The sequence below is a fragment of the Nocardia sp. NPDC055002 genome, from assembly GCF_053608825.1.
On record NZ_JBSGWE010000001.1, the window covers coordinates 1131364 to 1146681 of the forward strand.

13 protein-coding genes are annotated in these 15318 nt (G+C 68.7%); 7 read left to right on the forward strand and 6 right to left on the reverse strand.

The window, feature by feature from the left end:
• Positions 1-16: 16 nt before the first annotated feature.
• From mmsB to ACWF99_RS05440, 5 genes are all read right to left on the reverse strand, one after another.
• The gene (gene mmsB, locus ACWF99_RS05420; protein ID WP_378630784.1) at positions 17-913 is read right to left on the reverse strand and encodes a 3-hydroxyisobutyrate dehydrogenase; all 897 of its coding nucleotides are present in this window, start codon (positions 911-913) and stop codon (positions 17-19) included.
• A complete protein-coding gene (locus ACWF99_RS05425) occupies positions 910-1980 on the reverse strand; it encodes an enoyl-CoA hydratase/isomerase family protein (RefSeq protein ID WP_452534849.1) in 1071 nt (356 codons plus the stop codon). The genes mmsB and ACWF99_RS05425 overlap by 4 nt, the downstream gene beginning before the upstream one ends.
• The gene (locus ACWF99_RS05430) at positions 1977-3116 is read right to left on the reverse strand and encodes an acyl-CoA dehydrogenase family protein (protein ID WP_452534851.1); all 1140 of its coding nucleotides are present in this window, start codon (positions 3114-3116) and stop codon (positions 1977-1979) included. Before ACWF99_RS05430 ends, ACWF99_RS05425 begins: the two co-directional genes overlap by 4 nt.
• 7 nt (positions 3117-3123) lie before the next feature.
• On the reverse strand, positions 3124-4623 hold the full coding sequence (locus ACWF99_RS05435; protein WP_452534852.1) for a CoA-acylating methylmalonate-semialdehyde dehydrogenase: 1500 nt from the start codon (positions 4621-4623) through the stop codon (positions 3124-3126).
• Positions 4624-4844: 221 nt separating this feature from the next.
• Positions 4845-5462, reverse strand: a complete 618-nt coding sequence (locus ACWF99_RS05440) for a TetR/AcrR family transcriptional regulator (protein ID WP_452534854.1) — start codon at positions 5460-5462, stop codon at positions 4845-4847.
• Positions 5463-5561: 99 nt separating this feature from the next.
• Here ACWF99_RS05440 and ACWF99_RS05445 point away from each other — a divergent pair, with 99 nt between their 5' ends.
• From ACWF99_RS05445 to fadD11, 7 genes are read left to right on the forward strand one after another with little or no spacing between them, the layout of a single operon-like run.
• Complete coding sequence (locus ACWF99_RS05445; RefSeq protein ID WP_378630776.1) at positions 5562-6443, forward strand: metal-dependent hydrolase; 882 nt, start codon at positions 5562-5564, stop codon at positions 6441-6443.
• Positions 6440-7471, forward strand: coding sequence for a PDR/VanB family oxidoreductase (locus ACWF99_RS05450; RefSeq protein ID WP_452534856.1), 1032 nt, complete (start codon positions 6440-6442; stop codon positions 7469-7471). Before ACWF99_RS05445 ends, ACWF99_RS05450 begins: the two co-directional genes overlap by 4 nt.
• A 20-nt stretch (positions 7472-7491) precedes the next feature.
• Complete coding sequence (locus ACWF99_RS05455) at positions 7492-8964, forward strand: aldehyde dehydrogenase family protein (RefSeq protein ID WP_452534858.1); 1473 nt, start codon at positions 7492-7494, stop codon at positions 8962-8964.
• 3 nt (positions 8965-8967) lie between these two features.
• Positions 8968-10425 (forward strand): flavin-containing monooxygenase, encoded by a 1458-nt coding sequence (locus tag ACWF99_RS05460; RefSeq protein ID WP_378659218.1) that lies wholly within the window; start codon positions 8968-8970, stop codon positions 10423-10425.
• A complete protein-coding gene (locus tag ACWF99_RS05465) occupies positions 10422-11297 on the forward strand; it encodes a short-chain dehydrogenase/reductase (protein WP_452534860.1) in 876 nt (291 codons plus the stop codon). The genes ACWF99_RS05460 and ACWF99_RS05465 overlap by 4 nt, the downstream gene beginning before the upstream one ends.
• A complete protein-coding gene (locus ACWF99_RS05470; protein WP_378630771.1) occupies positions 11294-12244 on the forward strand; it encodes an alpha/beta hydrolase in 951 nt (316 codons plus the stop codon). The genes ACWF99_RS05465 and ACWF99_RS05470 overlap by 4 nt, the downstream gene beginning before the upstream one ends.
• Positions 12241-14040: a fatty acid--CoA ligase FadD11 gene (fadD11, locus tag ACWF99_RS05475; protein ID WP_452534862.1), complete on the forward strand. Its 1800-nt coding sequence runs from the start codon at positions 12241-12243 to the stop codon at positions 14038-14040. The genes ACWF99_RS05470 and fadD11 overlap by 4 nt, the downstream gene beginning before the upstream one ends.
• On the opposite strand, the gene ACWF99_RS05480 is transcribed toward fadD11, so the two are convergent.
• Complete coding sequence (locus ACWF99_RS05480; RefSeq protein WP_452534864.1) at positions 14027-15256, reverse strand: PucR family transcriptional regulator; 1230 nt, start codon at positions 15254-15256, stop codon at positions 14027-14029. The genes fadD11 and ACWF99_RS05480 overlap by 14 nt on opposite strands.
• Between the last annotated feature and the right edge of the window lie 62 nt (positions 15257-15318).

A 15318-nucleotide genomic window follows, 5' to 3' on the forward strand; every position in this document is an offset into this window, starting at 1 on the left:
TAGCTGTCAGCCTCGGTCATCGGTCGGCCTCCGCGGAACGGTCCCGGATGTCGGTGACGATGGCAGAGAAGTCGCGCCCGGCGTCGGTCTGGTTGAACCGCGCGTAGATCGCGGCCGCGAGTTCGCCGAGCTGACCGTCGATCCCGTTGGCCTGCAACGCGTTCGCGGCCAGGGTGAGGTCCTTCGACATCAGCGCGGTGGCGAAGCCGGGCTGGTAGTCGTTGTTGGCCGGGCTGGTGGGGACCGGGCCGGGCACCGGGCAGTAACTGGTCAGCGCCCAGCTCTGACCGGATGCGGTGGAGACCACGTCGAAGAACGACTGGTGGCTCAGGCCGAGCCGCTCACCGAGCACCAGCGCTTCCGACAGGCCGATCATGGAGATCCCGAGCAGCATGTTGTTGCAGATCTTGGCGGCCTGACCGACGCCGGAGTCACCGCAGTGCACCACCTTGCCGCCCATCACCGCGAGCACATCGCTCGCGTCGGCGAAGTCGGCGGCCGCGCCGCCGACCATGAAGGTGAGGGTGCCCGCGGTGGCACCGGCCACCCCACCGGAGACCGGCGCGTCCAGCGGTCGATGACCGGCCGTCACAGCTTGCGCCGCAGCGGCTTTCGCATCGGCGACATCGATGGTGGAACAGTCCAGGAACAGGGTTCCCGGCGCGGCGGCGGGCAGCAGCTCGGCATACACGTCGAGGACGAGTTTGCCGTTGGGCAGCATGGTGATCACCACGTCACGGTCGGCGGCGGCCTCGGCGGCGGTGGCCACCACCGTCGCGCCGTCGGCACGCGCTTGGTCCTGCGCGGCGGGGACCGGGTCGTAGGCGAGCACGTCGTAGCCCGCCCGCACCAGATTCGCCGCCATCGGGCCGCCCATGTGGCCGAGCCCGAGGAAACCGATCGTCTTCGTCATCGCTGTGCCTCCGCTGTCGTCGAACCCAGTTCCGCCGCACCCAGACCGGCGAAGTACGCCGCCACCTGCTCGTCGGTCACCTCGGCGAGGGTCGCGGGCCGCCACTGGGGATTGCGGTCCTTGTCGATCACCTGGGCGCGGATGCCCTCGACCAGATCGTGCGAGCCGAGCGAGGCGACCGAGACCCGGTATTCCTGGTCCAGCACCGCCTCGAGGCTCGGCAGGTCCTGCGCGGCACGCAAGGCCCGCAGCGTGACCTTCAGTGCGACAGGGGATTTCGCGAGCAGAGCAGCGGCTGCCTCGGCGGCCTCGGGCGCTTCGTCGGCCTGCAGCCGGGCCGCGATCTCCTCGACGGTGTCCGCGCTGTAGCAAGCGTCGATCCAGCGCTGCTGTGCGAGCAGATCCGAGGCCGGGGCGGACTCGGCGAACTTCGCGATCGCCGCGTCGACGCCCACGGTGCCCAGCGCGTCGAGCAGCTCGGGTAGCGCGTCGGAGGGCACGTAATAGTCGGCGAATCCGGCCGCGATCGCGTCGCCCGCGGTCATCCGCGCGGTGGTCAGCGCCACGTGGGTGCCGAGCTCGCCGGGTGCCCGTGAGAGCAGGTAGGTGCCGCCGACATCGGGGACGAAACCGATACCGACCTCGGGCATCCCGATCTTGGACCGTTCGGTGACGATGCGGTGGCTGCCGTGCCCGGCCAGGCCGACCCCACCGCCCATCACGATGCCGTCCATGACCACCACATACGGCTTGGGATAGCTGCCGATCAGTGCGTTGAGGTGGTACTCGTCGCGCCAGAACCGCCCGGTGGGCGAATCGGCGCCCGCCGTCCCGCCTTTCGCGTCGGCATGGATGGCGACGATGTCACCGCCCGCGCACAGCCCACGCTCCCCCGCGCCGGTGACCACGACGGCGCGCACCGCGTCGTCGCCGGCCCAGGAGCGCAGCGCGTCGGTGATGGCCAGTGTCATCGCGTGATTGAGCGCGTTGATGGCCTTGGGCCGGTTCAGGGTGATCACGCCGAGACCGTCACGGACGGCGATCAGCACCTCGGGTTCGTCGGTCATGCTGCTCCGATCAGCGAGCGGGCGACAACCACCCGCATGATTTCGTTGGTGCCCTCGAGGATCTGGTGCACCCGCAGGTCACGCACGATCTTCTCCAGGCCGTATTCGTGCAGGTAGCCGTAACCACCGTGCAATTGCAGCGCCTTGTTGGCCACGTCGAAACCGGTGTCGGTGGCGAATCGCTTCGCCATCGCGCACAGCGACACCTTGTCCGGCGCGTCCGCGTCGAGCGCGGCCGCGGCCCGCCACAGCAGCGTCCGCGCCGCCTCCAGTTCGGTGGCCATATCGGCCAGCTCGAACTGTAATGCCTCGTTGCGCACCAAGGGTTTTCCGAAGGCGTGACGTTCGGTGAGGTAGCGGACCGTCTTGTCGAGCGCGGCCTGCGCGCCGCCGATCGAGCAGGCGGCGATATTGAGCCGACCGCCGTTGAGGCCGTTCATCGCGATCGAGAAGCCGCCGCCCTCCTCGCCGAGGCGGTTGGCGACCGGCACCCTGGCACCGTCGAGGATCACCTGCCGGGTCGGCTGCGCGTTCCAGCCCATCTTCCGTTCGTTCGGTCCCACCGTCAGACCCGGTGTGTCGGCCGGGACGATCAGCGCCGAAATGCCGCGCGGGCCGTCCCCGCCGGTTCGCACCATCATCACGTACACGTCGTTGGCGCCGGCGCCGGAGATGAATTGCTTGGCGCCGGACAGGATGTAGTCCTCGCCGTCGCGAACGGCCTTGGTGCTCAAGGCCGCCGCGTCGGATCCGACGCCCGGTTCGGTGAGCGCGTAACTGCCGAGCAGCTCCAGCGCGGCCATTCCCGGCACCCACCGGTGGCGCTGCTGCTCGGTGCCGTAGGCGTCGATCATCCAGGTCGCCATGTTGTGGATCGAGATGTACGCCGCGACCGAGGGGCACCCGGTCGAGAGCTGTTCGAAGATCCGCACCGCGTCGAGCCTGCGCAGTTCGGAGCCGCCGACATCGGCGCGCACCGAGATGCCGCCGAGCCCGAGCGGGCCCGCCTTGTGCAGCACGTCGACCGGGAAGTGTTTGCGCTCATCCCAATCCAGCGCGTTGGGCGCCAGGAACTCGTCGGCGAACTGGCGCGCGGTCTCGCCGATCGCGCGCTCGTCCTCATCGAGGGTGAACATCGCCGCCTCAGTCCATCGTCGGGATGACGAACGCGTTGGACTCCTTGAGCCCGGCAGGCCAACGCTGGGTCACCGTCTTGGTCTTGGTGTAGAACCGGATCGAATCCGGGCCGTGCTGGTTGAGATCGCCGAAGCCCGAGCCCTTCCAGCCACCGAAGGTGAAGTAGGCGATCGGCACCGGAATCGGCACATTCACACCGACCATGCCGACCTGCACACGAGCGGAGAAATCGCGCGCGGTGTCACCGTCACGGGTGAAGATCGCGACACCGTTGCCGTATTCGTGCTCGTCGACCAGCTTCAGCGCTTCCTCGTAGTCACCCGCGCGCACCACGGTGAGCACCGGGCCGAAGATCTCTTCCTTGTAGATCCGCATGTCGGCAGTGACATTGTCGAACAGGCTCGCGCCGACGAAGAAGCCTGTCTCGGCACCCTCGACGCTCAGGCCGCGGCCGTCGACCACCAGGTCGGCACCCTCGTCGACACCGATCTGGACGTAGTCGTTGACCCGGTTCACGCCATCGAGTCCGACCAGCGGACCGAAATCGGCGCCCGCGTCGTCGGAACGGCCGACATTGAGCTTGTGCACCCGCTCGGTCAGCTTCGCGACCAGCCGATCAGCGGTCTCCTGCCCCACCGGCACCGCCACCGACAGCGCCATACAACGCTCACCCGCGGACCCGTACGCCGCACCGATCAGCTGATCGGCGACATCGTCGAGGTCGGCATCGGGCATCACGACGGCATGGTTCTTGGCCCCACCGAAACACTGCGCCCGCTTGCCGTTGGCGGTCGCGGTCTCGTAGATGTACTGGGCGATCGGGGTCGAACCGACGAAACCGACCGCCTTGATCCGCTTGTCGCCCAAGATCGTGTCGACGGCTTCCTTGCCACCGTTGACCACGTTGAACACCCCCGGCGGCAGACCGGCCTCGAGGAACAGCTCGGCCAGTCGCAGCGGCACCGACGGATCACGCTCCGACGGCTTGAGCACGAAGGCGTTGCCGCAGGCCAGCGCCGGACCTGCCTTCCACAGCGGGATCATCGCCGGGAAGTTGAACGGCGTGATGCCGGCGACGACGCCCAGCGGCTGACGCATCGAGTACACGTCGATGCCGGTGCCCGCGCTGTCGCTGTACTCGCCCTTGAGCAGGTGCGGGATGCCGATGGCGAACTCGATGACCTCGAGGCCGCGCTGGATGTCGCCCTTGGCGTCGGCGATGGTCTTGCCGTGCTCAGACGAGAGCAGGGCGGCCAGGCTGTCGATCTCGTCGTTGACCAGGTTCACGAACTTCATCAGCACCCTAGCGCGCTTCTGCGCGTTGAACGCCGCCCACACCGGCTGAGCCGCGGCCGCGTTGTCGATCACCGCGCTCACCTCGGCGGCGCTGGCCAGCGGAACCCTGGCCTGTACCTGCCCGAGGTTCGGGTCGAAGACGTCGCCGAAGGCGCCGGAAGTGCCGGTGACGTGCTTGCCGCCGATGAAGTGCGTGAGTTCGCGAACCATGCCAGTCCTACTCCGTTGATGTCGGTCGCGCGGTGTGCGCAGTTGGAGGGTTTCCAATAGTTGGATGTCCAAGTAATTGGTACCTTCGCAGCCCGGCCCGGTGTTTGTCAATGCCGGACCGGCTCTATTGACGGGCTGCCAACAAAGTAGCGCAGACCAGGAAACCAGCTACGTGGACGCCTACCGGGTCAACGAGAACCCGATCGCACGCTTCCCCGCGCCTAGGACCCGGCCACCAGAATCGGGACCACATACGTGCGGGCGAATGCCGCCAATGCCTGCTCCGAGCCGGTGTCGATGGTGCCCACCGGCTGCAGGATCAGCGAGTGCACCACCCGGCAGGCCACTTCGACCCGAGCCCTCAGGTCGGGAATGTCGGGGAATCGGCTGTCCTCGAGCACCTTTCGGAGGATCTCGGTGGACGCCGCGACCGAGAGCAGGAAGAACGACGCCCCGTCGACGGTGAGCTGGGGCAGCAGGCGGTCGGCCTCCAGCGTGAGAAGCCGCTCGACCAGCGGGTGCGCTCGCCAACGCGTGATCACGGTGGTGAACACGTCGACGACGATGTCGTCGAAGGTGTCGTGGCGCGCCGGGATCTCACCCAGGTCGACGAGCAGCCGGCGCACCTCCCGTTCGAAGGCCGCGCGCACCACGTCGTCGCGCGAACCGATCCGCCGGTAGACGGTGGCGCGGTCGACGTCGGCGGCTTTGGCGATGTCCTCGATCGTCGTCTTGCGCACGCCCACCCGCTCGAACTGCACGAGGGCGGCATCGAGAATTCGTTCTTCGACGGAGTCGGCGGTGGGCGAATTTCCCGAGGTCGCGGCGGTGGAGAGCACGCTTCGACGGTATCAGGCGCGGCGGGTCCCGATCACAACCGCAGATCGGATCCGTCTGCAACATTGCGATACTATTTGTTGCACTGTACGGTTCCGTTTATGGCTGATAACGGTGCAACGGCGCGCTCCTATCAGGAACAAGCGCACGCAATTCACGCGCGGGATGTGCACTTCGACTTCTCGTCGGTGCCCCTGCACTACATCCCGGGCGAAGTACTCGCGACACATGTCACCAATGTGATGCATCTCGTCCTCCCCGAAGGCGAACGGGCGATGGCCACCTGCCTGGCCGAGGCCCTGCCCTATATCCAGGACGAGCGGCTGCGGGAGGAGGTCACCGGGTTCATCGGCCAGGAATCGATGCACGCCAGCAGCCACGAAGGCGCCCGACGGCATCTGCAGTCGATCGGCCTCGATGTCGAGTCCTATGTCGCCAAGATCGCCTGGCTGGTCGACCGGATCCTGGGCGATCAGGGACTCACCGGGCGCGCCAAGGAGCAATGGCTCAAAGAACGCCTCGGCCTGTTCGCCGGGATGGAACATTTCACCGCGGTCATCGGCGAATGGCTGCTGGAATCGGACGTGCTGGCCGAGCTCGGGATGGACCCGACCATGCTCGACTTGGTGCGCTGGCACGGCGCCGAGGAGGTCGAGCACCGCAGCGTGGTGTTCGACGCCTACATGCACGTCGACGGCGGCTACGCCCGGCGGCTGCGTACCGGATTGCTCGCCAGCGGCACCCTGCTGCCGCTGTTCGTCATCTCGACCGCGTACCTGTATCGCCAGGATCCGAGCGAGGACAAGGGCCGCTCGTGGGCCAGGCAGTTCGTCAGCGCCACCGTGCGCGGGGTGATTCCGAGTTTCACCACCTTCGTCACCGAGATGCCGCGCTACCTGCGGCCGAGTTTCCATCCCTCCCAGCTGGGTTCGATGGACAACGCCCTGCGGTACCTGGCGCATTCGCCGGCGGCTCGCGCGTGAACCCTCCCGCGGGTGTCGCGACGCCGAGTCTGCGGGCCATCGGTGCCGCCGTCGACATCTACAAGAAGGTTTTCACCCAGCCCGCGTTGTCGCCACCGCATCCGGTGCGGCACAACGGCTTCGATCTCGACGTCCGGGTGGAAGCGGTGCACGCCGAGGCCGCCGACGTGGTGAGTCTGACCCTGGCGGGCGCCGAAGGCGGGTACCTGCCGTCGTGGCGGCCGGGGTGCCACATCGATGTCTTCCTCGCCTCGGGTCGCCAGCGCCAGTATTCCCTGTGCGGTGATCCGCGCGACCGGCATCGCTACCGGATCGCGGTGCGCCGCATAGACAACGGCGGCGGCGGATCTCAGGAGATGCACACCCTGCGCGCCGGTGACATGTTGCGCATCCGCGGTCCGCGCAACGCCTTCACCTTCGTCGAGACCGCGCCGTCGTATCTGTTCATCGCCGCGGGCATCGGGATCACCCCGATCCTGCCCATGGCTCGGGCGGCCGGTTCCCGAGGGCGACTGGTCTATCTGGGCCGTTCGCGCGAGACCATGCCGTTCCTGGCCGAGCTCCCGGCAGGCGCCCAGGTGCGCCCCGACGACGAGTTCGGCACACCCGATCTGCCCGCGCTGCTGGCCACCGCCGCCCCCGGCGCGGCGGTCTACGTGTGCGGTCCTCCCCCGGTGCTCGACGCCGCCCAGCGCAGCCTGTTCGCGCTGAATCCCTCCGCCTCGCTCCACACCGAACTGTTCTCGGCGCGACCGGTGACCGACGGCGAAGAATTCGACATCACCCTCGCGCGCAGCGGGCGGACCGTGCGCGTCGAGAGCACCGAAACCGCGCTCGACGCGATCCGCCGGGTGCGCCCCGACGTCGTCTACTCCTGCCGACAGGGGTTCTGCGGCAGCTGCAAGACCAAGGTCCTCGCGGGCTCGATCGATCACCGCGACCGACTGCTCCCCCCGGGCGAGCGCGCCGACCATCTCCTCACCTGCGTGTCCCGTTCCGCCGGTGGCGCACTCACGCTGGACCTCTGACCGCGAAAGGCACGCCTCCCGTGACCACCTCACTCAGCTTCGACGTCCACAGCCCCGCGACCGGCGCCCTGGTCGGTTCCTATCCCAGCCACGACGCGAGCGCCGTCGAGGCCGCCGTCGAACGCGCCCACGGTGCCGCGACCTGGTGGCGCACCGTCGGTTTCGACGAACGCGCCCGTCGCCTCGATCGCTGGCGCACCGAGATCACCCGCGGCCGTGACGAACTCGCTCGGCTCATGAGCCAGGAAATGGGCAAGCCGCACTCCGACGCCGCACTCGAGATCGTGATGGCGCTCGAACACCTGAAATGGGCCGCGCACAACGCGAAAGACGTGCTCGGCCCACGATCTGTCGCGCCGAGTCTGTTGACGGTCAACCAGTCCTGCCGGGTCGAGTACCGCCCCTTCGGCGTGGTCGGGGTGATCGGCCCGTGGAACTATCCGGTGTTCACTCCGCTCGGCTCGATCTCGTTCGCCTTGGCCGCGGGCAACGCGGTGGTGTTCAAACCCAGTGAGTACACCCCGGGAGTGGGCCTCTGGCTCGCCGAGGCGTTCGCCCGCGCGGTCCCCGAACAGCCGGTTCTGCAAGTGATCACCGGCGGCGGCGAGACCGGCGCGGCGCTGTGCCGCAGCCGGGTCGGCAAGATCGGGTTCACCGGTTCCACCGAGACCGGCAAGCGCGTGATGGCCGCCTGCGCGCAGCGGCTCACCCCGGTGCTCATGGAGTGCGGTGGCAAGGACGCACTCGTCGTCGATGCCGACGCCGACCTCGGCGCCGCCGCCGACGCCGCGCTGTGGGGCGGCATGGCCAATGCCGGGCAGACCTGCCTCGGGGTGGAACGGGTGTACGTCCACACCGACGTCTACGACACGTTCCTCACCGAACTGCTCGATCGGGCCCGTGACCTGCGGGCCGGGCCGGGAACGGCGAAGATCGGCCCGATCACCATGCCCAAGCAGCTGGCCATCATCCACCGGCACATCGAGGACGCTCTCGCGCGCGGCGGCCGGGCGCTGCTGGGCGGAGTCGATGCCATCGACGGCCAGTTCGTGCAGCCGACCATCCTGGTCGACGTGCCGCACGACGCGGCGGCGGTCACCGAGGAGACCTTCGGCCCGACGCTCGTCGTCACCCGGGTCGCGTCCATGGACGAGGCGATCGAGCGGGTCAACGACTCCGAGTACGGCCTGGGTGCCACCGTGTTCGCCCGCCGCGACGGCGACGCCATCGCCGACCGGATCGACGCGGGCGCCACCTCGATCAACGCGTTCGTCGCGCACGCCACCATCCCGGCGCTGCCGCTGGGCGGGGTCGGCGCGTCCGGCTTCGGCCGGGTGCACGGGCCCGACGGTCTGCGCGAGTTCACCTACGCCAAAGCGACTACGCGGCAACGGTTCGCCTCGCCGCTGGCGCTCACGACATTCACCCGCAGCGCCCGGATCGACACCGTCGTCGATCGCCTGGTGTCGGTGCTGCACGGAAGGATCGGCTGACCCATGCCCGCAGAACACACGCACATCGTCGTGCTCGGCGCCGGCTTCGGCGGGATCGGGCTGACGATCAAACTCCGTGAAGCCGGCTTCGACGACATCGTCGTGCTGGAACGCGCCGACGACCTCGGCGGCACCTGGCAGGCCAACACTTACCCCGGCTGCGCCTGCGATGTCCCCTCCCAGCTCTACAGCTACTCGTTCGCGCCCAATCCGGAGTGGTCGCGCACCTACGGCAAGCAGCCCGAGATCCTCGACTACCTGCGCACTGTCGCCGAGTCCAACGACGTGATCCGGCACGTGCGGCTCGGCACCGAACTCCTGGACGCGCGCTGGGACGACGCGCAGTCGCTGTGGCGCATCGAGACCTCGCGCGGCGAGCTCACCGCGGACTACTTCCTTTCCGCCGCAGGCATTTTCGCCGAGGCGAAGTACCCGTCGCTGCCCGGTCTCGAGACCTTCGAAGGCACGGCCTTCCATTCCCTGCACTGGGACCACGACCACGATCTGACCGGCAAGCGCGTCGCGGTGATCGGCACCGGCGCCTCCGCGGTCCAGTTCGTACCGGAGATCCAGCCGAAGGTCGCCGCGCTGACGGTGTTCCAGCGGTCGGCGCCGTGGATCGTGCCACGGATGGACCGCCCGACGATCGGACTCGAGCGTCGGTTGCTACGCCAGATCCCACTGGCGCAGAAAGCTGTTCGTGGCACCTGGTATTCGCTGATCGAGGGTTTCGGGCTGGTCGGCTTCGTCGACAACCGTTTCCGTCATCCCTTCGAACTGCTGGGCCGGATCCAGCTGCGCCGCCAGATCCGCGACCCGAAGCTGCGTGCGAAGGTGACGCCGGACTACATGATCGGCTGCAAGCGAGCCATCTTCTCCGACGCCTATCTCCCCGCCCTCGACAAGGACAACGTCGACGTCGTCACCGACGGCATCGCCGAGGTGCGCGCACGCTCCATCGTGACCCGCGCCGGGGTCGAGATCCCCGTGGACACCATCATCTACGGCACCGGATTCACCTCGACGCCGAGCGTGTTCGATCGCATCGTCGGCCACGACGGCCGCTCGATCGCCGAGCTCTTCCGGCAGCGGCCCCAGACCTATCTCGGTGCCGCGGTGGCCGGGTTCCCGAACTTCTTCTGCACCCTCGGTCCGTTCGGTGCTGCGGGCAACCAGTCGGCGGTGTTCATGATCGAGTCGCAGATCGCCTACATCGTCGACGCGCTGAGCACGCTGCGCGCCCGCGGCGAAACCCGCATCGAGGTGCGGCCACAGGTCCAGCGCGACTTCGTCGAGGAGATGGGCAGGCGCAGCGCCGAGACCGTGTGGCTCACCGGCGGCTGCGAGAGCTACTACACCACCGCCGAGGGCGGCAACGCCGGGCTGTACCCGAACTGGAGCTTCGAATACCGCCGCCGCACCCGACGATTCGACATCGAGTCCTATGAGGTGTCGGCATGATGAACCTGCCCGATCTCGGGCCGGCCTCCTGGTTTACGCGCTCCTACGACATCGCGGGCAAGGTCGTCCTGATCACCGGGGCGGCCCAGGGCATCGGCCGTGAGCTGGCGGCGATCCTGTCCCACCGTGGCGCGCGAGTCGTGGTGGTCGATATCGACGCGGACGCGGCCCGCCGGGCCGCCGACGAGGTGGGGTTGGACGCCCACGGCATCGGCGCCGATGTCGCCGACCGGGCGCAGATGACAGCGGCGGTCGACGAGGTGGTACACCGATTCGGCACCCTCGACGTGGTGGTCGCCAACGCGGGCGTGACGCCCGTGCCCGCCACCGTGCGCACGATGGACCCGGCGGACTTCGACCGGGTGATCGGGATCAACCTCACCGGCGTGTTCAACACCGTGCACCCGGCCCTGGACCACATCGTGTCCGCGCGCGGACACGTCGTGGTGGTGTCGTCGTGCGCGGCGTTCGCACCGGGGATGGGTGGCTCGCCGTACATGGTGAGCAAGGCCGCGGTCGAACAGCTGGGGCGGGCGCTGCGCGTGGAACTGGCCGCGAGCGGGGCCAGCGCCGGCGTCGCGTACTTCGGCATCGTCGACACCGCGATGACCCACGACATGCTCGACACCGACGACCTGGGCAAAGAGCTCGACGGGATGCTGCCGTGGCCGCTCAATGTGCGGATCACCGCGCAGCATGCGGCCCGGACGATCGCCGACGGCATCGCCCGCCGCGCACCGCGCACCATCGCGCCGAGCGGGTGGGAGCCCTACGCGCTGTTGCGGGGCGCGATCAACGTCGTCCTCGACCACCGGCTCGCCGCCGACACCACGGTGCACGAGCTGATCCGGGCGATCGAGCGCCGTCGATGAGCACCGAACGCGGGTCGCTGCGAGCTCGCACGCTGCGGCAGATGTCGGCGTTCACCGTGGGACAGTTGGCCGCGCTCGCGCCGGTGAACGCCTACACGCTGCCGCCGTCGCGACTGCTCATCGAGCAGGCAATGCGGGCGGGCGCGCCACCGCTGCGCGCGACGACCACCGAGCCCGTCGACGAGGACGGGATCCGCGGCGAGTGGGTGCGAGGGCCGCGCGCCGACCGCACCGACGCGGTCGTCCTCTACGTCCACGGCGGCGGGTTCATCGCGGGCTCGGTCCTCGGGTATCGCGGCGTCGCGTCCCGGTTGTCCACCGCGACAAAGCTTCCGGTGTTCACCCTGGACTACCGGCTGGCCCCCGAGCACCCCTGTCCCGCCGCGCCGTCCGATGTGGCCGCGGCGTTCGCGTGGCTGACTCGGCGCTACAGCGCCGACCGGATCGTCGTCGCCGGGGATTCGGCCGGTGGCTTCCTCGCGGCTCATCTGACCGTCGAGAATGCCCGTGCGGGGCAGCCCGAACCGGGTGCGCTGGTGCTGTTCTCCCCGATGGCCGACCTGAGTCTGGCCATCGCGGTCGGCCACCAGAGGCACGAGCACCGCGACGGTCTGCTGTCCACCCAGATCGCCAGGCAGGCGATCGCCGCCTTCACCGCCGAACCGTTCGAGCTCCAGCCCGTCCACGGAATGCGGCTGCCGCCCACGCTGATCCACGCCAGCGACACCGAGTACTTCGGCGCCGACGCGACCGAGCTGGCGCGCCGCTGGCAAGCCACCGGGGCGCACTGCGAGCTGCAGGTGTGGCCGGATCAGATGCACGCCTTCCAGACACTCCCCGTCGTCGTCCCCGAGTCCAGAACCGCCTATCGTGCGGCGGCTCGCTTCGTCGCCGCCCATCTCGACACCGCCCCTGCGGCCATGACCCAGAAAGTGCCTGCCTCGTGAGCATTTCCCGTTTCGACACCCTGCCCGCAGCGTTCCAGCACACCGCCTCGATCGCCCCCACCGCGATCGCCTTGCGCACCCCCGGCGACACCAAGACCCTCACCTGGGCCGAGTACGCGACCCAGGTCCGCGCCGTCGCCGCCGGACTGGCCGGTCTCGGTGTGCGGCGCGGCGACACCGTCGCACTGATGATGAGCAACCGGGTGGAGTTCTATCCCCTGGAAGTCGGTGCGCAGCATCTGGGCGCCACCTCGTTCTCGGTGTACAACACCCTCTCTCCCGAACAGCTCGCCTACGTGCTCGGCAACGCGGAAGCGCGCGTGGTGATCTGCGAGCCGCAGTACGCCAAGCTGATCGCCTCCTGCGGGGTCGACGTCGACCACATCGTGTGCGTCGACGAGGCGCCCGAGGGAACCCTGTCGGTGAAGGATCTGCTCGCGGCGGGCCGTGACGATTTCGACTTCGACGCCGCCTGGCGTGCCGTCCGTGGCGAGGACGTCGCGACGCTCATCTACACCTCGGGCACCACCGGCGCGCCCAAGGGTGTCGAGACCACCCATGCCGCTCTGCTGTTCCAGGTGTACGGCATCGCCGACATCCTCGGCATCGAATTCGGCGACACCATCACCTCGTTCATGCCGACCGCGCACATCGCCGACCGGCTGACCGCGCTCTATGTCCAAGAGGTGCTCGGCACCCAGGTGACCAGTGTCGGCGATCCCAAGCTGATCGCCGCCGCCCTCGCCGACCTGCATCCGACGATCTGGGGCGCGGTGCCTCGGGTGTGGGAAAAGCTCAAGGCCGCCATCGAATTCAAGGTCGCAGCCGAACCCGACGAGACCCGCCGCCAGGGCATGGCGTGGGCGATGTCGGTCGCCGCGGCCCGCGCCGCGCATCAGCTCGCCGATGAACCGGTACCCGCCGAGCTCGCCGCCGAATGGGCGCAGGCCGACGAACTGGTGCTGAGCAAGCTGCGCGCGGCCCTCGGTCTGGACCGGGTGCGGTGGGCCATGTCCGGCGCGGCCCCGATCCCGCCGCAGACGCTGGCCTTCTTCGCCGGTCTCGGTATCCCGATCGCCGAGATCTGGGGCATGTCGGAACTGTCGTGCATCTGTAGTGTCAGCCATCCCCGCGACGCCAAGCTCGGGGCGGTCGGGAAGCTGTTGCCCGGCATGGAATCACGGCTCTCCGACGACGGTGAACTGCACGTGCGCGGACCGCTGGTGATGAAGGGCTACCGGGGGCTGCCCGAACAGACCGCCGAGGCGATCGATGCCCACGGCTGGCTGCGCACCGGCGACATCGTCAGCATCGACGACCAGGGCTATCTTCGCGTCGTCGACCGCAAGAAGGAGATGATCATCAACGCGGCGGGCAAGAACATGTCCCCCACCAACATCGAGAACGCGATCAAGGCGGCCACGCCACTCATCGGCGCGATGGCCGTGCTCGGCGACGGCCGGTCCTACAACACCGCGCTGATCGTGCTCGACGCCGAATCCGTCGAGCCCTACGCGCGCGAGCACGCGCTACCCGACGCCTCCGCCGCCGCGCTGGCGGTCGATCCCACGGTGCGGGCCGCCATCGAAGCCGGTGTGGCACAGGGCAACAGCAAGCTCTCGCGGGTGGAGCAGATCAAGCGCTTCCGCATCCTGCCCACGTTCTGGGAGGCGGGCGGTGACGAGGTGACGCTCACCTTGAAGCTCAAGCGCAAGGTCATCGCCGAGAAGTACACCGCGCAGATCGACGAGCTCTACGCCGAGAACCCGCCCGCCGAGGTCGTCAACGCCGGATAGCGGTACCCGACTTGTCCGACCCCGCCTGGCGCGGTCGGACGAGTCGGGTTGTCTGCAAGGCGAAGTAGAACTCGGCGGCCGCGGTGGGATCGGTACAGCTGCGGCCGGTGAGGGCTTCGATTCGCCGCAGCCGTTGGTGCACGGTGTTGCGGTGGAAGTGCAGCCGTTTCGCCGCGTCGGCCACCACCCCGCCCGCGGCGAACCACGCCTCGAGCGTCTCCAGCAGCGTGTCCCGCTCCATCGCGGGCAGCTCGAGGACCGAGCCCAGAATTCCGGCGGCGAGCTGGCGGCTCACCTCCGGCAGATGCGCGATCAGCAACGGGATCGGCTGGTCACCGAAGCTGTTGACCTCGATATCGCCGGGCCGGGCGCACCGGCATGCCAGTTTCGCTTCGTGGAGCGCGTCGTGGGCTCGGCGCGGATCGTCGAACGGGCGGCTCACCCCGACCCGGCCGGTGGCCAGGCCCGCGAGCGCCGCGTCGGCTTCGGCCCGGTTCGCGCCCGCTTTCAGGCTGATCAAGCCGATGTGGGTGTCGAACTCGACCGTCCAGATCGAGTGGACGCCGATCGAGCGCAGACGTTCCTCGATGCCACGCAGCGGGGCCGCGACGGGCTCGACGATTTCGGCGCTGACCACCAGGAACGTCCCGGTCTCCGGCAGGTTCAGCATGCGCAGGGTTTCCCACAGTGGCGCGCCGTCGTCGACGGCGGCCGACAGCAGCGAACGCAACGCGAGGCTGCGGGCCTGCGCGTCGCGATGCGCGCGTTCGAACGCCACCTCTCCGTAGGCTTCCGCGGCCGCGCTCGAATAGTCGTCGATGATGCTCCACAGCTCGGAGCCCTTGTGCGCCAACGATTCCGTGAGCTCACCGCCCATCTCGCCGAGTAGCCGGTCCCAGATCAACCGGCCCGCCAGCCGATACGCGTGCAGCAGCGCCGCCAGCGGAACCTGTTGCTCGGCTTTGAGCCGTCCGGCAGCGCGCGCGGCGTCCAGCCGCGGCCGGGAGCGACCCCCGAGTTGGCCGAGCAGGGTCACCAGGTTGTCGTAGGTGGCCTGGCGCAGGTCCTGGTGGGTCAACCGGGTCGCCTCGGCATAGGCATGGTCACCGGACAGGATCTGCGCCACCAGCACGTCGGTCAGCTCGTCCGCTCGCAGCAACAGCCTGTCGACAAGCTCCACCGATACGTCGGACGACACCTCGGGAACTGTCGTCATCCTACCATTGTAGGCGCCACGGAAAGCGGCCCTACCAGCAGTGTTGTGCACTTGCACACTGA

Excerpts from the sequence above, each read along its gene's own strand:
- mmsB (WP_378630784.1), bottom strand. The coding sequence starts at position 913 with ATGACGAAGACGATCGGTTTCCTCGGGCTCGGCCACATGGGCGGCCCG.
- ACWF99_RS05425 (WP_452534849.1), bottom strand. The coding sequence starts at position 1,980 with ATGACCGACGAACCCGAGGTGCTGATCGCCGTCCGTGACGGTCTCGGC.
- ACWF99_RS05430 (WP_452534851.1), bottom strand. The coding sequence starts at position 3,116 with ATGTTCACCCTCGATGAGGACGAGCGCGCGATCGGCGAGACCGCGCGC.
- ACWF99_RS05435 (WP_452534852.1), bottom strand. The coding sequence starts at position 4,623 with ATGGTTCGCGAACTCACGCACTTCATCGGCGGCAAGCACGTCACCGGC.
- ACWF99_RS05445 (WP_378630776.1), top strand. The coding sequence starts at position 5,562 with ATGGCTGATAACGGTGCAACGGCGCGCTCCTATCAGGAACAAGCGCAC.
- ACWF99_RS05460 (WP_378659218.1), top strand. The coding sequence starts at position 8,968 with ATGCCCGCAGAACACACGCACATCGTCGTGCTCGGCGCCGGCTTCGGC.
- ACWF99_RS05465 (WP_452534860.1), top strand. The coding sequence starts at position 10,422 with ATGATGAACCTGCCCGATCTCGGGCCGGCCTCCTGGTTTACGCGCTCC.
- ACWF99_RS05470 (WP_378630771.1), top strand. The coding sequence starts at position 11,294 with ATGAGCACCGAACGCGGGTCGCTGCGAGCTCGCACGCTGCGGCAGATG.
- ACWF99_RS05480 (WP_452534864.1), bottom strand. The coding sequence starts at position 15,256 with ATGACGACAGTTCCCGAGGTGTCGTCCGACGTATCGGTGGAGCTTGTC.